This is a genomic window from Paraburkholderia sp. RL17-373-BIF-A, from assembly GCF_046030175.1.
GTDB lineage: Bacteria > Pseudomonadota > Gammaproteobacteria > Burkholderiales > Burkholderiaceae > Paraburkholderia.
Map to the genome: position 1 here is coordinate 114,459 of NZ_JARESO010000010.1, position 17,478 is coordinate 131,936.

Genomic DNA, 17,478 nt, shown 5'->3' on the forward strand with positions numbered 1-17,478 from the left:
CACACCGCGCGTCCGCCGTACGTCATGCACACGCATGACTCACCGGCGGACGACGCAATCGGGCGCGCGGCGACACGCCGGCCACGCCCGGCGATCCATACTAACGAAGGAGACAGCGTGAGCAATCAGGATATGCAGGCGGCCACTCTCGGCCTCGCCCCCACTTTGCCGGCGGCAGCGGCATCCGCGCACGGCCCCATTCCTCTCGACGACGTTCCGCTGAACGCCTTTCACGTCAAGATCGCCGGGCTGACGTTCGGCGCGCACTTCACTGAAGGTTTCGCGCTCGGCACGATCGGCTATGCGCTCGCGTCGCTGAATCGCCAGATGCCGCTCGACGCGTTCTGGATGGGCATGATCGGCAGTTCCGCGTTGATGGGCATTTTTATCGGTAGTCTGGTGTTCGGCTGGCTGTCGGACCGCATGGGACGCCAGAAGATTTTCTTGCTGAGCTTTCTGATCATCACAGCGGCCGCATTCGCGCAGTTCTATGTGCGCTCGCCGCTCGAACTGTGTTTGCTGCGTGTGTTGATCGGCTTCGGCATGGGAGGCGATTTTGCGGTGGGCCATGCGATTCTCGCGGAATTCTCGCCACGCAAACATCGCGGGACCTTGCTTGGCTCGTTCAGCGTGGTGTGGACGATCGGCTACGTGGTGGCGAATGTGCTCGGCATGCACTACGCCGATGCCTCGCCGGATGCATGGCGCTGGTTGCTGGCATCGGCGGGTGTGCCGGCGTTGATCGTTCTCGTGTTGCGCATGGGCACGCCGGAGTCGCCGCGCTGGCTGCATGGCAAAGGCCGCACGGCGGAAGCGAAGTCGATCGTGCTGAAGCACTTCGGCGCGAACGTCATTCTGGATGGCGGTCACGATGAGCACGCGCAATCGGCGGGCGGTTTCATGCGTCTGTTCAAGGCGGATCTGATCCGCCGCACGATTTTCAATTGTGCTTTCTTCGTGTGTCTCGTCATTCCTTACTTCGCCGTTTATACGTTTTTGCCGACCATTCTGAAGGCGATTCATTTGAACAACGATTCGAGCGCGGATTTTCTGTTGAACGGGTTTCTCGTGCTCGGCGCGTTGATCGGCATCTGGCTGACGATCAAACTTCCGCGGCGCGTGTTCCTGATCGGCTCGTTTGCGGTGACGTGCGTTTCGCTGATCGCGTTGAGTTTGCTGCCGGAGTCGGCGACGCTCGGCATGATCGTCGCGTTTGGGATTTTCACGCTCACCATGTCGGCGTTCTCGAATCTCGTCGGCGTGTTTCCGCCCGAGTGTTTTCCCACCGAGGTGCGCGCGTGCGGCGTCGGGTTGGCGATTGCGTGCAGTCGTCTCGGCTCGGCGATCGGAACGTTTCTGCTGCCGCTCGGCATCGTGCATCTGGGCTTCCATATCACGATGATGGCCCTCGCGGCGGTGCTGTTGATCGGCATGGTGGTGTCGATTGCGTGGGCGCCGGAAACGAAGCATCTGACGTTGAACGAAGCTAGCGGCGCTTAACGCGCGCTAACGCTGTAAAGAACCCGCCGCATCGGCAACGATGCGGCGGGTTCTTTTTGTTTTGGACCGCCTGAAAGTCAAGGCGAGCCAACGGAAAAACCTGCTTTTCATTCAACTCGACGGACTACCCACTGAAATCTGGGATTTTTCTTAATCTATCGTCTCGGATTCAACTGCCGTTGGCGATGCGATTCCCGGTACGGTTCAGAGATTCACCATCATTGGAAAGTGTTCCCTGAGTACGCTTTTCAACAAACCGATAGTTGCTTGCCCAGGGAGCGGGACAGCGGTGTCCGGCATGACGGGTGTTTATCCAACGAACGTCGCGGGGGTTGGCATGAGGATGCGCGATGCTAACGGCAAACCGATGGTCGGAACGGGCGCATGCTCTACCGATTCCCAACTCGGAACTACCGGCAGCGACGGCAGCTTTAATGTTTCAGGAACGTTTGAACTCGTCAAAACGGGTCCTGTCACTGGCGGATCAATTACGGGCGCGAGCTACAACACCGGCGTCCTGAACACCGGGTATACGCTCAACAACGGCGCTGACACTATGACCGTCTCAAACACACCCGTGCGAGGTGTCACCTGCTCGGTGACTGCCGCGAGCGCGAACCAGACAATTCCTCTCGCGACGATCAACCCGGCGATGTTTCCGACTGCCGGCTCAGTCGCCGCAAAGACACCGTTTTCTCTGGGCCTCAACTGCCAGTCCGGCGTGAAGGTCTCGGTGACCTTCAGTTCGACGTCGGGCAATTCTGGCGTCGCCTCAGTCCTGGCGAACGCAGGTTCGGCAACGGGCATCGGTGTTCAATTGCTGGATGCGTCGCAGTCGCCGATTACACTGGATGTGGCACTTCCGCTTACGTCGAGCACGACAGGCAATATGTCGTTTCAGTTTTTCTTGCAGTACTACCGGCTGGGTGTTGCGCCCGTGGTTGCCGGAGCGGCTCGGGCGACAGCTATCTTTACGATGAGTTATCAATAGCCAGGCCGCGCGCCTAAGCCGTTTTCACTGCGGGATTCCATCTGTCCCCGCGCAGACGTGTATCATTCGTCCCGGCGCTGTTCCAACCCGGCATCCCCGCACTATTTACCGCTAACGCGCGGCATCTGCCGCCGCGTGGCCCGGATCCGCCGCGCGAGCCGCGTCTACCCGTCCGTTTCCCCGCCCGGCGTGCTTTGCCAGGTGGAGCGGAAACGCAAACCGCCGCCCGCCGTGGCCGGCAGTGCCCGAACCCTATTTGTCGCCAGACCCGATGTCAGTCTCCGAACTCAAACGCCGCCGCACGTTCGCGGTCATTTCCCACCCGGACGCGGGTAAGACCACGCTCACCGAAAAGCTGCTGCTGTTCTCGGGCGCGATCCAGATCGCCGGCACCGTGAAGGGCCGCAAGAGCAACCGCTACGCGACGTCCGACTGGATGGAGATCGAAAAGCAGCGGGGCATTTCGGTGGCGAGCTCGGTGATGCAGTTCGAGTACGGCGACGCCGTCATCAATCTGCTCGACACGCCGGGCCACGAAGACTTCTCTGAAGACACGTACCGCGTGCTGACCGCGGTCGACGCCGCCGTCATGGTGATCGACGGCGCGAACGGCGTCGAAGCGCAAACGCTCAAGCTGCTCGAAGTCTGCCGCAGCCGCAAGACGCCGATCGTCACCTTCATCAACAAGCTCGACCGCGAAGTGCGCGAGCCGCTCGAACTGCTCGACGAAATCGAACAGCATCTGGGCGTGGCCGCCGTGCCGTTCACGTGGCCGATCGGCATGGGCAAGGAGTTTCAGGGCGTCTACGACATCCAGCGCGACCAGGTGCGCCTGTTCCGCGCCGGGCAGGACAAAGCGGGCGGCGAAGTCGAAACGCTGCAGGCGCTGAGCGACGAGGAAGGCGAACGCCGCTTCGGCCATAGCTGGGTCAAGGCGAAAGAAGAGATCGATCTGATCACCGGCGCGACGCCCGATTTCGATCGTGAGCAGTTCCTGGCCGGCCAGCAGTCGCCGGTGCTGTTCGGCTCGGCGATCAACAACTTCGGCGTGAAGGAAATTCTCGACGCGCTGGTCGATCTGGCGCCGCCGCCGTCCATGCGTATGACGGTGCAGCGTCCGGTTATGCCGGACGAGCCGAAATTCACCGGCGTCGTGTTCAAGGTGCAGGCGAACATGGACCTGGCGCACCGCGACCGCGTGGCGTTCATCCGCGTGTGCTCAGGACGTTTCGAGCGCGGCATGGCCGTCAAGGTGACGCGTTCGAACAAAACCTTCCGCGCTAACAACGTGGTGACGTTCCTGTCGCAGCGTCGTGAGACGGTGAGCGAAGCGTATCCGGGCGACATCATCGGTATTCCGAATCATGGCACGCTGAGTCTCGGCGATACGCTGACCGAAGGCGAGCAGTTGCAATTCGTCGGCCTGCCGTTCTTCGCGCCGGAAATTTTCCAGACCGTGGAAGTGGTCGATCCGATGCGCGCCAAGCAGCTCGGCGAGGCGCTCAAGCAACTCGGCGAAGAAGGCGCGATTCAGGTGTTCCGTCCGGAAGTGGGCGGCCCGATGATTCTCGGCGCGGTCGGCCAACTGCAGTTCGAAGTGGTGTCGCACCGTTTGTCGACGGAATATAAGGTCGACGTCCGCATGGCGCCGGCGCGTTATCGCATGTCGCGCTGGGTAACCTGCGACGATGCAGCCGAGCTGCGTCGCTTCACCGATTCGTACGCGGCACGGATCGCGCTCGACGCGTCCGACGCACCGACGTATCTGGCCTCGCACGTGTCGGAAATCGAAGTCGCGCAGAAGGCGTGGCCGAAGATCGTGTTCAACGAATTGCGCGAGCACTCGGGCGCGCCGTTCAAGAAGGCGATGTAAATCCGCTGCGCTGGTCCCGAGCGCAAAGCAAGGCAACGCAAATCAGAAGGCCTCGTCGAAAACGAGGCCTTTTGTATTGACGCCCGTACGGCTGCCGACAAAATCATCAACGCTCACCCCAGCTTCAACACTTCTTCCCGCATCCACCCCGCCAGAGCCTGCACATGTTCGAGCCCCACATGCCGCTGGGGAATATCGAGCCAGTACCCGAACGGCCCGCTCACTTCGACATCGGAAAACTGCGCGAGACTGCCGTCCGCCAGTTCCTCGACGATCATATTCCGGTCGACGACCGCCAGCCCCGCGCCTTTACTTGCCGCGCGAATCGCCTGCTCCAGCGTCGAGAACTCGATGCCGTTGTCCGCGTAACGCGCGGGCATGCCCGCCTTGGCCAGCCAGTTAGGCCACAATTCCAGCCGGGCGTCGTTGTGCAGCACGTGCAGCGCCGGCATGCGTTGGAGTAGCGCGTCGAGCGGTTGACCGAGCAGGCGGGGCGCGCCCACGAGTACGTGGCGCTCCATCATCAGCAATTCGGAGTGCGCATCCGGCAGCGCCTGGCGGCCGAAGCGAATCTGGCAGTGAAAGTCGCCGTGCGCCTCGGTGCGAACGGATAGTTCGACGTCGGGCAATTCCACCGCGAGCGAACCCAGCCGCGGCGAAAACCATTGCGTGGCGAAAGTGGGCGGCAGAGCGAGCACGAGACGCCGCCGCCCCTTGGCGGCCGTGATTTGGCGATAGCCACGCTCGATCGTGTCGAAGGCTTCGGACAGGCATGGCAGCAATTGCAGGCCCGCCTGCGTCAGACGGATGCCTTTGTGGTCGCGCTCGAACAGTTTCGCGCCGAGCGATTCTTCGAGCAGCTTGATTTGCCGGCTCACCGCGCCTTGGGTCACGCACAGCGCAATGGCCGCGCGATTGAAGCTCATGTGACGAGCAGTTTCTTCGAAGAAGCGCAACGCGATCAGCGATGGCAAGCGCCGCATAAATCACCTTCTGTTACTTTTAATCGTGCGCGATTCGGCCGGAAGATGGTCGGACTGCGGACTCTGGTTGTGGTGCGTCGCCAGCCGCGCGTTTGTCTCCTGCACGCGCGATCCGAACCGCCATCGGCCGGCGATTTTTCAACCGGAAACGGCCATCGTGGCGGCCGGAAGATTGTCGCATTGGCGCCCGTCGTTTTGCTTGATCTCGATAAGAAATATCCGTGGCGGGCCCTGAGCCGTCGACCGCGACCGGGATGCCTGCCCGGCGTTCGAGGAGAAGCGCCGCGCGAGCGCTCAACTTCGCCTATGCTGACGAGACGCGCGCCCGGCCGCCGAGCCGGCTCGCCTTCCCCCGTCTTCGGAGCGCCCGTGACCGTTCGCAATCTCGACGCCTTGTTTCGACCCAAATCCGTCGCCGTGATCGGCGCTTCCGAGCGGCCCGGCAGCACTGGCGCGATGGTGTGGGCGCGCGTGCTGGAAGGGGGCTTCGAAGGCCCGCTGTGGCCGGTCAATCCGAAATACGAAACGCTCGGCGACCATGCCGTGATCGGCGACCCCGGCGACCTGCCGGAAGCGCCCACGGTCGCGCTGATCTGCACGCCGCCGGCGACGTGGCCGGGGATCATCCACAAGCTCGGCGGATTGGGCACGCGCGCGGCGATTATCGTCGGCGAGGTGCGCTGCGATGAAGACCGGCTCGCGCTGCGGCACGCGCTCTCGGCCGCGCGCCCGAATCTGCTGCGGATCGTCGGGCCTGGCAGTCTCGGCGTGGTGTCGCCGGCATTGCGCGCGCATCTGGGCGCGCCGTCGTGCACGGTGAAGGCGGGCGGCGTCGCGTGGGTGTCGCAGTCGAACGCGCTGACCAATGCCGTGCTCGGCTGGGCGCATGCGCGCGGCCTCGGTTTCTCGCACGCCGTGGCGCTCGGCGGCGAAGCGGACGTGGACGCGGGCGACGTGCTCGATTATCTGGCTAGCGACCCCGGCACGCGCGCCATCCTGCTCGAACTGGATACCGTGCGAGCGGCGCGCAAGTTCATGTCGGCGGCCCGCGCGGCGGCGCGCAACAAACCGGTGCTGGCGCTACGCTCCGGCCGCGCCGATCCTGCGGACGGCCTCTATACCGCAGCGTTCCGCCGCGCCGGCATGGTGCGGGTCGATGCGCTCGACGATCTGCTCGACGAGATCGAGACGCTCGGCGTGGGCCGCGTGGCGGCGGGCGCGACGGCCACGCTGATTACGAGCGACAGCGGCTTGGCCACGCTCGCCTGCGACGCCTTTGCCGCGGCCGGCGACACGCTCGCGCCGTGGCCCGATGAAGCATCGGATGCCTTGAAGCAGACTTTGCCGTACGCGGTCGGCGGCAATCCGCTGCAACTTGGCGACGATGCGCGTCCAGAGCATTTCGGCGCGGCGCTCAAACTGCTCGCGGATCATCGCAGCACCGGCACGGCCTTCGTGGTTCACGCGTCGACGCATGGCGCGCCAGTCGGCGAAGTGGCGCAGGCCTTGATCGCGAATCAGCGTTTCGCTTATCGCGGCTTGCTCGCGTGCTTCTTCGGCGGCGTGGATGCCGCCACGCGCGACGCGCTGCACGCACAGGGCATCCCGGTTCATACGACGCCGCAGCGCCTCGCGCGCGCCTTCGCGCGGCTGGTCGATTACCGGATGGGGCGCGAACTGCTGATGCAGACGCCGGAGGGCTTGCCGGCGCAAATTCCCGAATGCATCGACGCGGCGCAAGCTCAGGCGCGCGCGGTGCTCGGCGCAGGTGAGCACCAACTAACCGGCGAGGCGGCGGCGCGGTTTCTGGGGCGTTTCGGGTTGCGGGTGGAAGCGGGAGGCGGAAGTGCGAGCGAGGGCGGGGCGGGGGACGCTGCGCAAGACGTCGCACGGGGATCGGCGCAGGGTGCCGCGACAGATTCCGCGCAAGGACAGCGGCAGGAACCAGCGTTGGGCGCTACGGCTGGTTTCGCGCAAGGACAGGGGCAGGGCCAGGAGGAGGCGCCGAGCGCTACCGCTGGTTCGGCGCAAGGGCGAAGTCAACGGCAAGCGAGCGCGCAGCGCGCGGTGAAAGCCACAACGGCAGCGTCGTCGGCTGCACCGAAGTCGCCGGACTGCCCGGAAGGAAGCGCCGACTCGTCTACCAGGCCCGTCGTCGATATCGCTGTCGAACTCCACGATGACGACAACTTCGGCCCTGTCTTCAGCTTCACGGCGCCATCGGCTGACGGTGTGTCCGAACCGCTGCGCGTCTACGGCCTGCCGCCGCTCAATCCGATGCTCGCGCGCGACATCGTCACGCGTTCGCCGTACGCGCGGTTGGTTGCGCCGGAGCCGGCGCTGGCCGCACTGACGGCGCTCTCGCAAGCCGTATGCGACGTCAAGGAACTCGTCGGTCTTGCGCTGACGCTTAGGGTGTACCGCGATCACGTGATAGTCGTCGATCCCACGCTAACCGTCGCGCCGACGCGCAGCCGCCTTGCGATCGTGCCGTACCCGCGCCGCTTCGAAGAGACGCTGGACTGGCAGGGTGCGCGGGTGACGGTGCGGCCGATCCGTCCGGAAGACGAGGCCGCGCACCATGACTTCGTCGAAGCGATGACCCCGGAAGATTTGCGTCTGCGGTTTTTCGGCGCGGTGGGCAGCTTCGACCACTCGCAGCTCGCGCGCATGACGCAGATCGACTACGACCGCGAAATGGCGCTGATCGCCACCGTGCAAAGCGAAGAAGGCTTCACCCGGACGCTGGGCGTGGTGCGCGCGGTCGCCGATCCCGACAACGAAACCGCTGAGTTCGCGGTGGCGGTGCGCTCGGATCAGAAAGGCCGGCGCCTCGGCCAATTGCTGATGGACCGGATCATCAAATATGCGCGGGTGCGCGGCATCCACTGGCTGGTCGGCGAGGCGCTGCGTGAAAATACCCCGATGATCGGACTCGCCAAAGCCTGCGGTTTCACGATTACGCGGACGGAGGATCCGGGTGTGGTCGGCTTCAGAATGGCGCTCGATGAGCCAGCGGCTAACTGACCGAGCGACGGCGGCGATAAGAACGGTCGCGGAGGAAATTTCGGGAGATCGCGTCAGCGCGTGTCGATGTTGCGGCGGCCTTTTGAGTCGGCCGTAGTGGGTGCCACACGCACTCCGCAAAACGACAAAACTATCCAACCTTCAGACGTTTCTCAAGCCTTGTAAACGGGAGCTTACATAGACTCTTACGGCCGGGTTACTTTCTGGCTCCGAGTATCCGCATAGGTGTATCCAGCGAATTGTTGCTCGGGTGGGATTTTATTTAGCTCTCTTAACAGGTCAACAAATGAATCACAAGAAACGTACCCGCGAGACTCACCAGGGCACGGGGAAACTAGACTACCGGCTGGCGCTCATGCTGGCAATGTTGATGGCGGCGTTGGGTTGCGCGAATACCGCTTGGGCCGTCGACGGCGGTGTCGTGGCGGCGGGCGCCGGCGCCATCAAAACGCAGGGCAACAAGACGACCATTTCGCAGTCCGATACCGGGCGCCTTCGTGCGGTTGCAAGGGTATGGCATCGACGCAAGCTATAGCGGCAAGCGTGTGGCCGCGCAATTGAGTTACGCGATGCGCGCGGGGCATCCCTTGGCGCAAACGGCTCGCCAACAGACGTGGGTTACCGTATCAACGATCTTCTAGCGGGATCGAATCGCGGCGACAACGCCCACCCACCACACCCGCGCTCAAAAGAAAAAGGCGGCACGCAGCCGCCTTTCTTGTCGTACGCGTATGGAGTGCCACCCGCGATAACAGGGTTCTCAGACTTACGCCGCGAGTTTCTCCGCAGCGGCGTCGACCTGATCACGCGTCACCGCCAACTCCTCCAACCACGCATCCCCATAAACCGCCCCCGTCTCACGCTCCAACCGCGCAATCGTCGCCGCGCAACGGCTCGCATCCTTCGGCGTCGCAATAAACGACTTCACCGATTCACCCGCCTTGAAGGCATCGAACAACGGCACGCGAATATCGTCCGGCAGCGCGCGCGTCGTCCACTGATACGGCTTGCCGTTGAACGTGAATTGCGGCGGCAGCACCCGCTCTTTCTTCGCGGCCGGAATCAGGCCGTACGTGCGCGCGGCTTCGCCGATCTGCTCCGGCGAAAACAGCTCGTCCGGGCTGATGTCGAATTGCTGAATGAACGTCTCGATGCTTTGCATCGCCGCCGCGCGGTCGTCGCGGCGCTTTTGCGCATGAGCGACGATGTCGCGCAGTTCGTCGGCTTCTTCAGGCGTGATCGTGAAGCTCGACTGCTTCTGCTGGAGCTCGGAAAAACGCTGGAATTCGGAATCGGTCAGAAGTTTCGCCATTGCTTATCGATGAGCGCGCATGAGCGAACCCATGCGGCGTGATTTTTGAGAGGGTCGCCATTCTAAACCATGTGCGCGAGCCATCGAATTTCGACGAGCCGCCGCGCGGGTTCGCTTGCCTGCATGACGCGCTAGGCGGCGTTCTCGTGAAACATCGACAGCGCCTGGACGGTCTCGCGCAAGAGCGCGGTGGCGGCTTCAAGCGTCGGCGCGACGTATTCGTCGATACGCCGCAAATACGGACACGTGAGGACCGCGATCGCCTGACCGGACGGACCCTGGATCGGAAACGTGACGTCGGTCACGCCGAACGTCTGCTGGCTGTCCTTCTGCGAAAAACCCGCCGTGCGAATCCGCTCGCAGGCCTGCTCGAGCGCGGCGCGATCGATGGTGACCTCGCCCTTCACCTTGGTGTGTTCGGCCAGCATCTGTTCGCGCTGCTCGATGCTTTGAAACGCCAGCATCACGCGGCCCGAACCCGTATCGATCAGGCCGACGCGCGAACCGAGCCGCACCGAGATGCCCCACGTACCGGGACCATCCACCTGCGCGATCACCAGCAGATTGCCGCGGTCGTACACCACGAGGTGACACGACTGTTCGGCAGCGTCGGCGAAGCGCTGCATGAGCGGCAGCGCTTCGGAGATCAGACGGTTCATCGGCGGATGACGGTGGGCGAGCGCGTACAGCTTGAGGCTGAGCGAATACCGGTCGCCCGCCGCCGAGCGCACCACGTACTGACGCGCGACCAGCCGTTCGAGCATGCGATACATCTCGCTCGCATTGCGTCCGAGCAGCTTGGTGATTTCGGCGCGCGTCAGTCCTTCCTTCTGCTCGGCGAGCAGTTCGAGGATGTCGAGGCCTTTGTCGAGCGCCGGGGCGCGGTAGCGGTCGGCGTCGTCTTTGTCGTCTGCGTCCATCGTGAGCGAGGTTCCTTGGGCTGTTCTCATTATGTGGCGCGTGAGTGTAAGTGCGTGACGAATCTCGTAGAGGTGGCGTTCGTCCAGGGAAAACACGGACGGCTAATGCAGTGTACATGCCTTGACTTAAAAAAGTCCGTATATGAATAATACGTTCATTGGTGAATGAGCGCACGCCAATACTCACACGAATCGATTAGAAAGCGCTGGACGAAGTGCCGGGCCCCGCAGCCGGGTTCACGCAGTTCCCACAACAACCATCGTGTATGGGATGGGAGTCAGTGCTAAAGCGCTGAGTCCCATCGACACAGGAGACAACCATGTCGTTCACGAAAGGGCCGCTCACGGCCCGCCGTTTGTTCCGCAGTTCGTTGTCCGCGGTTGCAGCCGCTGCGTGCCTCGCCGGACTCGGTGTGACGGGCGCCGCGCAAGCCGCCGACACCGGCAAGATCGGCCTCGGTCTGCCGCTGCTGACGTCGCCGTTCTGGCAGTCGTACAACAACTATCTGCCCAAATATGCGAAGGAGAGCGGCCTCGATATCCTCGCGCCGGTCAATTCGAATGGCGATCCTGTCCAGCAGATCACGGACATGAACAACCTGCTGAACCTCGGTGCGAAGGGCATCGTGGTCGGCCCGCTGGATTCGGCCGCAATCAGCCGTGCGCTCGACGCCGCCGCGGCGCGGAATGTGCCGGTCGTCGCCGTGGACGTCGCGCCGACGCAAGGCAAGGTCGCGATGGTGGTGCGCGCCGACAATCATGCGTACGGCGAGAAGGCGTGCAAGTACATCGGCGAGCACGTGAAGTCCGGCAAGGTCGTGCAGATCATGGGCGACCTGGCATCGGTCAACGGGCGCGACCGGTCTGAAGCATTCCGCTCTTGCATGAAGGGCTATCCTGGCGTGTCGGTGCTGGAGATTCCCGCAGCCTGGAAAGGCGACGTCGCGGCTACCGCGCTCGACAGCTTGCTGACCGCGAATCCCGACGTGAAGGGCATTTACATGCAGGCAGGCGGCGTCTATCTGTCGCCGACGCTGCAAACCTTGCGGCGCAAGCAGATGCTGTTTCCCGCCGGCGATGCGAAACACGTCGTGATCGTCAGCAACGACGGCATTCCTCAGGAATTCGAGGCGATCCGCCGCGGCGATATCGACGCGACCGTGTCGCAGCCCGCCGACTCGTACGCGAAATACGGCCTGTTCTATATCAAGGCGGCGTTGGCAGGTCAGACCTTCAAGCCGGGCCCGACCGATCACGGCAGCAACATCATCCAGTTGGCGCCCGGCATTCTGGAAGACCAATTGCCCGCACCGCTCGTGACGAAATCGAACGTCGACGACAAAGCCTTGTGGGGTAACACGGTCAAATGAGCGAGCTCACGCCCTCCGTGCCCGTGGTCGAAGCGCTTGAGGTCACCAAACGCTTCGGCTCGACGGCCGCTCTGAACGACGTGAGCATCCGCGTGATGCCCGGCGAGTCGCATGCGCTCGTCGGGCGCAACGGCGCGGGTAAATCGACGCTGGTGTCGATCCTCACCGGCCTGCGCAAGCCCGACACCGGCGAGGTGCGTTTCAGCGGCGCGGCCGCGCCGTCGATCGCGAATCGCGACGCGTGGCGCGAGCGCGTGGCGTGCGTCTATCAGCATTCGACCATCATCCGCGATCTGAGCGTCGCGGAGAATCTGTTCATCAACCGGCAGCCGTTGCGCGGTGGCGTGATCGATTGGCAAGCCATGCGGCGCGACGCGCGCGCGTTGCTCGATCACTGGAAGATCGACGTGCGCGAAGATGCCCGCGCCGGCGATCTGTCAGTGGAAGCGCGGCAACTGGTGGAGATTGCGCGCGCGCTGTCGTACGGCGCGCGCTTCATCATTCTCGACGAACCGACCGCGCAGCTCGACGGCGACGAGATCAAGCGCCTGTTCCGGCGCATCAGCGAGTTGCAGCGCGAGGGCGTGACGTTCCTCTTCATCTCGCATCATCTTCAGGAAGTCTATGAAATCTGCCAGGCCGTGACGGTGCTGCGCGACGCGCGGCATATCGTCAGCGCGCCGGTTTCCGCGTTGCCGCGCGAGCAGTTGATCGAAGCGATGACCGGCGAACGCGGCGGTCTCGCCGTCGCCGATGCGGCGGCGCGCGGCGCGTTGCCCGCAGACACGGCGGTCACGCTGGAAATTAAAGAATTGGCCGGCGCCGATTACGAAGGCGTGTCGTTCACCGTCAAGCGCGGCGAAGTCGTCGGCTTGACCGGCGCGACGAGCAGCGGCCGCACGAGCGTAGCTGAAGCGATTGCGGGTCTGCGTGCCGCCAAGCGCGGCACGATCAGCGTGGACGGCGCAACCTTGCCGCCTGGCGATGTGCCCGCGGCGCTCGCGCACGGCATCGGCTGTGTGCCGAAGGATCGGCATCACGAAGGCTTGGTGCTCACGCAATCGGTTGCGGAAAATGCATCGATGACGATCGCGCGCGTGCTCGGCAAGTTCGGCATCGCGCCGCCCGCGAAGAAGAACGCCTTCGGCCAGAAGATGATCGACGCGCTCGGCATCGTCGCGCAAGGTCCGGAGCATGTCGTGTCGGGTCTGTCCGGCGGCAATCAGCAAAAGGTGGTGATGGCGCGCGCGCTGGCCACCAATCCCAACGTGCTCGTGCTCATCGATCCCACCGCGGGCGTCGACGTGAAATCGAAAGAAGCGTTGCTCTCCGTCGTGGATCGCGTGCGCGAAGAGGGCAAGGCCGTGCTGGTCGTGTCCGGCGAACTCGACGATCTGCGCACCTGTGACCGCGTGCTGGTCATGTTCCGTGGCCGTGTCGCGGCCGAATTTCCCGCGGGTTGGCAGGACCACGACCTGATCGCATCCGTTGAAGGAGTCAGTCTCCATGAAGAATAGTGTGCCCAGTCCTGCATTCGGCACCGCGCAAGCTGCGGCTCAGCCGCCGTTGGCCGCGCAGGCGTCACGCGGCAAACGCGCGCGCTCTGAACTCGCGCGTCTGCGCGAGTTGGCCTTGCTGCCCGCGCTCGCTTTGCTGATCGTGATCGGCGCATTTGTCAGCCCGAGCTTTCTGACCAAGGCCAATCTCATCAGCGTGTTGGGAGCGTCGGCGGCGTTGGCGCTCGTCGTGCTCGCCGAGTCGCTGATCGTGCTGACCGGCAAGTTCGACTTGTCGCTTGAATCGACGGTCGGCATCGCGCCCGCAGTGGGCGCGATGCTGGTGATGCCGGCGGCGTCGGCGGGCTTCGGCATGCAATGGCCGGCGGCGGCCGGCTTGCTCGCCATCGTGGTGGTGGGCGCGGTGATCGGTTTGATCAACGGCTTCCTCGTAGTGCGCTTGCGGCTCAATGCGTTCATCGTCACGCTGGCCATGCTGATCGTGTTGCGCGGCATGCTGGTCGGCGCGACCAAGGGCGGCACGCTGTTCGATATGCCGCCGTCGTTCTTCGCGCTCGCCACCACTATCGTGCTCGGCTTGCCTTTGTCCGTGTGGCTCGCGGCGGTGGCGTTCGCGATTGCGGCCTTCATGCTGCGCTATCACCGGTTGGGGCGCGCGTTGTACGCGATCGGCGGCAACCCGGAAGCGGCGCGCGCGGCGGGGATTCGCGTGGAACGCATCACGTGGGGCGTATTCGTGCTCGGGAGCATACTTGCCTCGGTGGGCGGTCTGATCGTGACCGGCTATGTCGGCGCGATCAACGCAAACCAGGGCAACGGCATGATCTTCACGGTGTTCGCGGCAGCGGTAATCGGCGGCATTTCACTCGACGGCGGCAAGGGCACCATGTTCGGCGCGCTCACCGGCGTGCTGCTGCTCGGCGTCGTGCAGAACCTGCTGACGCTTGCCCAAGTGCCGTCTTTCTGGATTCAGGCGATTTACGGCGCGATCATCCTGGGCTCGCTGATGGTGGCGCGCCTCGCCAGCGGCGAAGGTCAAAACTAATGCGCACGCACCTCGGAGAACTCATTTGACCAGCCGCCCATTGCAAACGGACTCACGCCTGATCCTGCTCAGCCCCGCCGACAACTGCCTGATCGCGGCGGCGCGTCTGGACTGCGGCACGCAAGTCGAGATCGAAGGCGAGCGCGTGACGCTCACCAAGACCATCGAACTCGGCCACAAGGTGGCGCGCCATGAACTTGCGAAAGACGACAAGGTGCTGCGCTACGGCGCAGTGATCGGTCACGTGACAGAAGCCGTGGCGCGCGGTGCGCATCTGCATACGCACAATCTCGAAAGCGATTACCTGCCGACGTACACACACGACGCGGGCCACGAATTCGTCCATCACTGATGTGGGCACAATGACGTGGCCTCGCGCCGCGCTGGAACGATCATGACTGACATTTCCGTAGCATCTCCATCTGCCGAATCGCAGCAGCCCGCGTTGCAAGGCTATCTGCGCCGCGACGGCCGCAAGGGCATCCGCAATGTGGTTGCGGTGGCGTATCTGGTCGAGTGCGCGCATCACGTCGCGCGCGAGATCGTCACGCAGTTTCGCGAACCGCTCGACGCGTTCGACGATCCTTCCGCCGAACGCGAACCGCCCGTGCATCTGATCGGCTTCCCCGGCTGCTATCCGAACGGCTACGCCGAGAAAATGCTCGAGCGGCTCACCACGCATCCCAACGTGGGCGCGGTGCTGTTCGTATCGCTCGGTTGCGAGAGCATGAACAAGCACTATCTGGTGGACGTGGTGCGCGCGAGCGGCCGTCCCGTCGAAGTGCTGACGATTCAGGAAAAGGGCGGCACGCGCAGCACGATTCAATACGGCGTCGACTGGATTCGTGGCGCGCGCGAGCAACTCGCCGCGCAGCAGAAAGTGCCCATGGCGCTGAGCGAACTGGTGATCGGCACGATTTGCGGCGGCTCGGACGGCACCAGCGGCATCACCGCGAACCCGGCGGTGGGCCGCGCGTTCGATCATCTGATCGACGCGGGCGCGACGTGCATCTTCGAAGAAACCGGCGAACTGGTGGGCTGCGAATTCCATATGAAGACGCGCGCGGCGCGCCCGGCGCTCGGCGATGAGATCGTGGCCTGCGTCGCGAAGGCGGCGCGTTATTACTCGATTCTCGGCCACGGCAGTTTTGCGGTCGGCAACGCGGATGGCGGACTCACCACGCAGGAAGAGAAATCGCTGGGCGCGTATGCGAAGAGCGGGGCGTCGCCGATTATCGGCATCATCAAGCCCGGCGACATTCCGCCGACCGGCGGCCTGTATTTGCTCGACGTGGTGCCGGACGGCGAGCCGCGCTTCGGCTTTCCCAACATTAGCGACAACGCGGAGATCGGCGAACTGATCGCCTGCGGCGCGCATGTGATTCTGTTCACGACCGGACGCGGCTCGGTGGTCGGCTCGGCGATCTCCCCGGTGATCAAGGTGTGCGCGAATCCCGCGACGTACCGCAACCTTTCCGGCGACATGGATGTCGATGCAGGCCGCATTCTCGAAGGCCGCGGCACGCTCGACGAGGTGGGCCGCGAAGTGTTCGAGCAAACGGTGGCAGTGTCGCGCGGCGCGGCTTCGAAGTCGGAGACGCTCGGTCATCAGGAGTTCATCCTGACGTACAAGACCTTCGAACCGGTTGGCCCGGCTTGCTTGCCGTCGAGCGCCGCAGCGCAGCATCGGGTCGTTGCGATCGAGCCGCACTGAGCGGCAGGTCCGCGGGCCTGGCAGCAAGCCGTCTGTATACACCGTGGGCAAACCTCGCCCATGCATGGTAAAACACGAATGGGATCGGACTAAGTGCTTTGCATGGGACCAGAGTAGGCGTTGAACCGCCGACTCTGGTCGACAGCGAAAGCGCCAACTCCGATCGACACTGGAGATGCGCTCAATGACCGCAACGATCGGATCGAAGATCGGGCAACGGCGCCGCATCGGCCGCGGGCCTTTGCAGGTGACCGGATTGGGACTCGGAACGGCGCCGCTCGGCGGCCTCTACCGCGATCTGACTGATGAAGAAGCACACGCCACCATTGCCGCCGCGTGGGACGCCGGCGTGCGCTATTTCGACACCGCGCCGCATTACGGCAATACGAAGGCCGAGCATCGTCTGGGCGACGCGCTCCGGCGCTATCCGCGCGGCGACTATCTTCTGTCCACCAAAGTGGGGCGCCGTTTCGTGCCGCGCACCACGCCTTTCGACGACAAGGAAGGCTGGCAAAACCCGCTTCCTTTCGAAGCGATTTACGACTACACGCACGACGGCATTCTGCGTTCATTCGAGGACAGCCAGCAGCGCCTGGGCATCGTCGAAATCGACATTCTGCTGGTGCACGATATTGGCCGTGTCACGCACGGCGACAACCATCCCCATCACTGGCGGCAGCTAACCGAAGGCGGCGGTTTTCGCGCGCTGGACACATTGCGCTCGTCTGGCGCGATCAAGGCAGTCGGACTCGGTGTCAACGAAGGCGCGGTCATACTCGATGCGATGGCCGAGTTCGATATCGATTGCGCGTTGCTCGCGGGCCGTTATACGCTCCTCGAACAGACCACGCTCGACGACCTGTTGCCGGCCTGTGAAAAACGCGGCGTCAGCATCCTGTTAGGCGGCGCGTTCAACTCGGGCATTCTGGCGCGCGGCGTTGAAGGCGATCTGAAATTCAATTACGGCAAAGCGCCGCCCGAAGTGATCGAGCGCGTCGCGCGGCTGGAAGCGGTCTGCCGTACGCACGGCGTGCCGCTCGCGGCCGCCGCCTTGCAGTTTCCGTATGCGCATCCGGCGGTCGCCACCGTGTTGACCGGCGCGCGCAGTGCCGACGAATTACGCGAGAACGCCGCGTCGTTCGAGAAGCCGATCCCCGCGGCCTTGTGGTCCGCGTTGCGCGACGAAGGCTTGCTCGACAGCCGCGCCCCCGCGCCAGAGGATTGAG

Annotated in this window: 14 protein-coding genes; 11 read left to right on the top strand and 3 right to left on the bottom strand. The window is 63.8% G+C overall.

The features are described 5' to 3' along the window. Nucleotides 1–117 precede the first annotated feature (117 nt). The 3 genes from P0D80_RS14940 to P0D80_RS14950 all read left to right on the top strand — a co-directional run bounded on the left by P0D80_RS14940 (nucleotide 118) and on the right by P0D80_RS14950 (nucleotide 4,364). Nucleotides 118–1,500 (top strand): MFS transporter, encoded by a 1,383-nt coding sequence (locus P0D80_RS14940; RefSeq protein ID WP_408284857.1) that lies wholly within the window; start codon nucleotides 118–120, stop codon nucleotides 1,498–1,500. A 298-nt stretch (nucleotides 1,501–1,798) separates the two neighbouring features. Further along, nucleotides 1,799–2,491: a fimbrial protein gene (locus tag P0D80_RS14945; RefSeq protein WP_408284861.1), complete on the top strand. Its 693-nt coding sequence runs from the start codon at nucleotides 1,799–1,801 to the stop codon at nucleotides 2,489–2,491. Nucleotides 2,492–2,762: 271 nt separating this feature from the next. Then, the gene (locus P0D80_RS14950) at nucleotides 2,763–4,364 is read left to right on the top strand and encodes a peptide chain release factor 3 (RefSeq protein ID WP_408284864.1); all 1,602 of its coding nucleotides are present in this window, start codon (nucleotides 2,763–2,765) and stop codon (nucleotides 4,362–4,364) included. Nucleotides 4,365–4,477: 113 nt separating this feature from the next. Here P0D80_RS14950 and P0D80_RS14955 read toward each other — a convergent pair whose 3' ends face one another. Next, on the bottom strand, nucleotides 4,478–5,347 hold the full coding sequence (locus P0D80_RS14955) for a LysR family transcriptional regulator (protein WP_408284867.1): 870 nt from the start codon (nucleotides 5,345–5,347) through the stop codon (nucleotides 4,478–4,480). A gap of 369 nt (nucleotides 5,348–5,716) precedes the next feature. Between P0D80_RS14955 and P0D80_RS14960 the strand changes: the two genes are divergently transcribed. Further along, nucleotides 5,717–8,374 carry a GNAT family N-acetyltransferase gene (locus P0D80_RS14960; RefSeq protein ID WP_408284870.1) on the top strand — a complete coding sequence of 886 codons (2,658 nt, stop codon included), beginning with the start codon at nucleotides 5,717–5,719 and terminating at the stop codon, nucleotides 8,372–8,374. A gap of 286 nt (nucleotides 8,375–8,660) precedes the next feature. Continuing rightward, entirely contained in the window at nucleotides 8,661–8,909 is a 249-nt protein-coding gene (locus P0D80_RS14965) for a hypothetical protein (protein WP_408284873.1), read from the top strand. A 231-nt stretch (nucleotides 8,910–9,140) separates the two neighbouring features. Here P0D80_RS14965 and P0D80_RS14970 read toward each other — a convergent pair whose 3' ends face one another. Further along, a complete protein-coding gene (locus P0D80_RS14970; RefSeq protein ID WP_132383520.1) occupies nucleotides 9,141–9,686 on the bottom strand; it encodes a hypothetical protein in 546 nt (181 codons plus the stop codon). A 131-nt stretch (nucleotides 9,687–9,817) separates the two neighbouring features. Continuing rightward, the gene (locus tag P0D80_RS14975; protein WP_132383522.1) at nucleotides 9,818–10,606 is read right to left on the bottom strand and encodes an IclR family transcriptional regulator; all 789 of its coding nucleotides are present in this window, start codon (nucleotides 10,604–10,606) and stop codon (nucleotides 9,818–9,820) included. A gap of 320 nt (nucleotides 10,607–10,926) precedes the next feature. Here P0D80_RS14975 and P0D80_RS14980 point away from each other — a divergent pair, with 320 nt between their 5' ends. The 6 genes from P0D80_RS14980 (at nucleotide 10,927) to P0D80_RS15005 (ending at nucleotide 17,477) form a co-directional block, all read left to right on the top strand. Further along, entirely contained in the window at nucleotides 10,927–11,976 is a 1,050-nt protein-coding gene (locus P0D80_RS14980) for a sugar ABC transporter substrate-binding protein (RefSeq protein ID WP_132383524.1), read from the top strand. Further along, nucleotides 11,973–13,493 (top strand): sugar ABC transporter ATP-binding protein, encoded by a 1,521-nt coding sequence (locus P0D80_RS14985; protein WP_408284877.1) that lies wholly within the window; start codon nucleotides 11,973–11,975, stop codon nucleotides 13,491–13,493. The genes P0D80_RS14980 and P0D80_RS14985 overlap by 4 nt, the downstream gene beginning before the upstream one ends. Beyond that, nucleotides 13,483–14,538 carry an ABC transporter permease gene (locus tag P0D80_RS14990; protein ID WP_408284879.1) on the top strand — a complete coding sequence of 352 codons (1,056 nt, stop codon included), beginning with the start codon at nucleotides 13,483–13,485 and terminating at the stop codon, nucleotides 14,536–14,538. Before P0D80_RS14985 ends, P0D80_RS14990 begins: the two co-directional genes overlap by 11 nt. A gap of 25 nt (nucleotides 14,539–14,563) precedes the next feature. Next, a complete protein-coding gene (locus tag P0D80_RS14995; RefSeq protein ID WP_408284882.1) occupies nucleotides 14,564–14,890 on the top strand; it encodes a UxaA family hydrolase in 327 nt (108 codons plus the stop codon). A gap of 42 nt (nucleotides 14,891–14,932) precedes the next feature. Continuing rightward, nucleotides 14,933–16,252: a UxaA family hydrolase gene (locus tag P0D80_RS15000; RefSeq protein WP_132383532.1), complete on the top strand. Its 1,320-nt coding sequence runs from the start codon at nucleotides 14,933–14,935 to the stop codon at nucleotides 16,250–16,252. A gap of 184 nt (nucleotides 16,253–16,436) precedes the next feature. Beyond that, a complete protein-coding gene (locus P0D80_RS15005) occupies nucleotides 16,437–17,477 on the top strand; it encodes an aldo/keto reductase (protein ID WP_408284885.1) in 1,041 nt (346 codons plus the stop codon). Nucleotide 17,478: the final 1 nt, after the last annotated feature.

Bases quoted from the DNA above. Each gene is read 5' to 3' on its own strand.
- P0D80_RS14975 (WP_132383522.1), bottom strand. From the start codon at position 10,606: ATGGACGCAGACGACAAAGACGACGCCGACCGCTACCGCGCCCCGGCG.
- P0D80_RS14965 (WP_408284873.1), top strand. From the start codon at position 8,661: ATGAATCACAAGAAACGTACCCGCGAGACTCACCAGGGCACGGGGAAA.
- P0D80_RS14970 (WP_132383520.1), bottom strand. From the start codon at position 9,686: ATGGCGAAACTTCTGACCGATTCCGAATTCCAGCGTTTTTCCGAGCTC.
- P0D80_RS15000 (WP_132383532.1), top strand. From the start codon at position 14,933: ATGACTGACATTTCCGTAGCATCTCCATCTGCCGAATCGCAGCAGCCC.
- P0D80_RS14945 (WP_408284861.1), top strand. From the start codon at position 1,799: ATGACGGGTGTTTATCCAACGAACGTCGCGGGGGTTGGCATGAGGATG.
- P0D80_RS14985 (WP_408284877.1), top strand. From the start codon at position 11,973: ATGAGCGAGCTCACGCCCTCCGTGCCCGTGGTCGAAGCGCTTGAGGTC.
- P0D80_RS14955 (WP_408284867.1), bottom strand. From the start codon at position 5,347: ATGCGGCGCTTGCCATCGCTGATCGCGTTGCGCTTCTTCGAAGAAACT.
- P0D80_RS15005 (WP_408284885.1), top strand. From the start codon at position 16,437: ATGACCGCAACGATCGGATCGAAGATCGGGCAACGGCGCCGCATCGGC.
- P0D80_RS14980 (WP_132383524.1), top strand. From the start codon at position 10,927: ATGTCGTTCACGAAAGGGCCGCTCACGGCCCGCCGTTTGTTCCGCAGT.
- P0D80_RS14990 (WP_408284879.1), top strand. From the start codon at position 13,483: ATGAAGAATAGTGTGCCCAGTCCTGCATTCGGCACCGCGCAAGCTGCG.
- P0D80_RS14950 (WP_408284864.1), top strand. From the start codon at position 2,763: ATGTCAGTCTCCGAACTCAAACGCCGCCGCACGTTCGCGGTCATTTCC.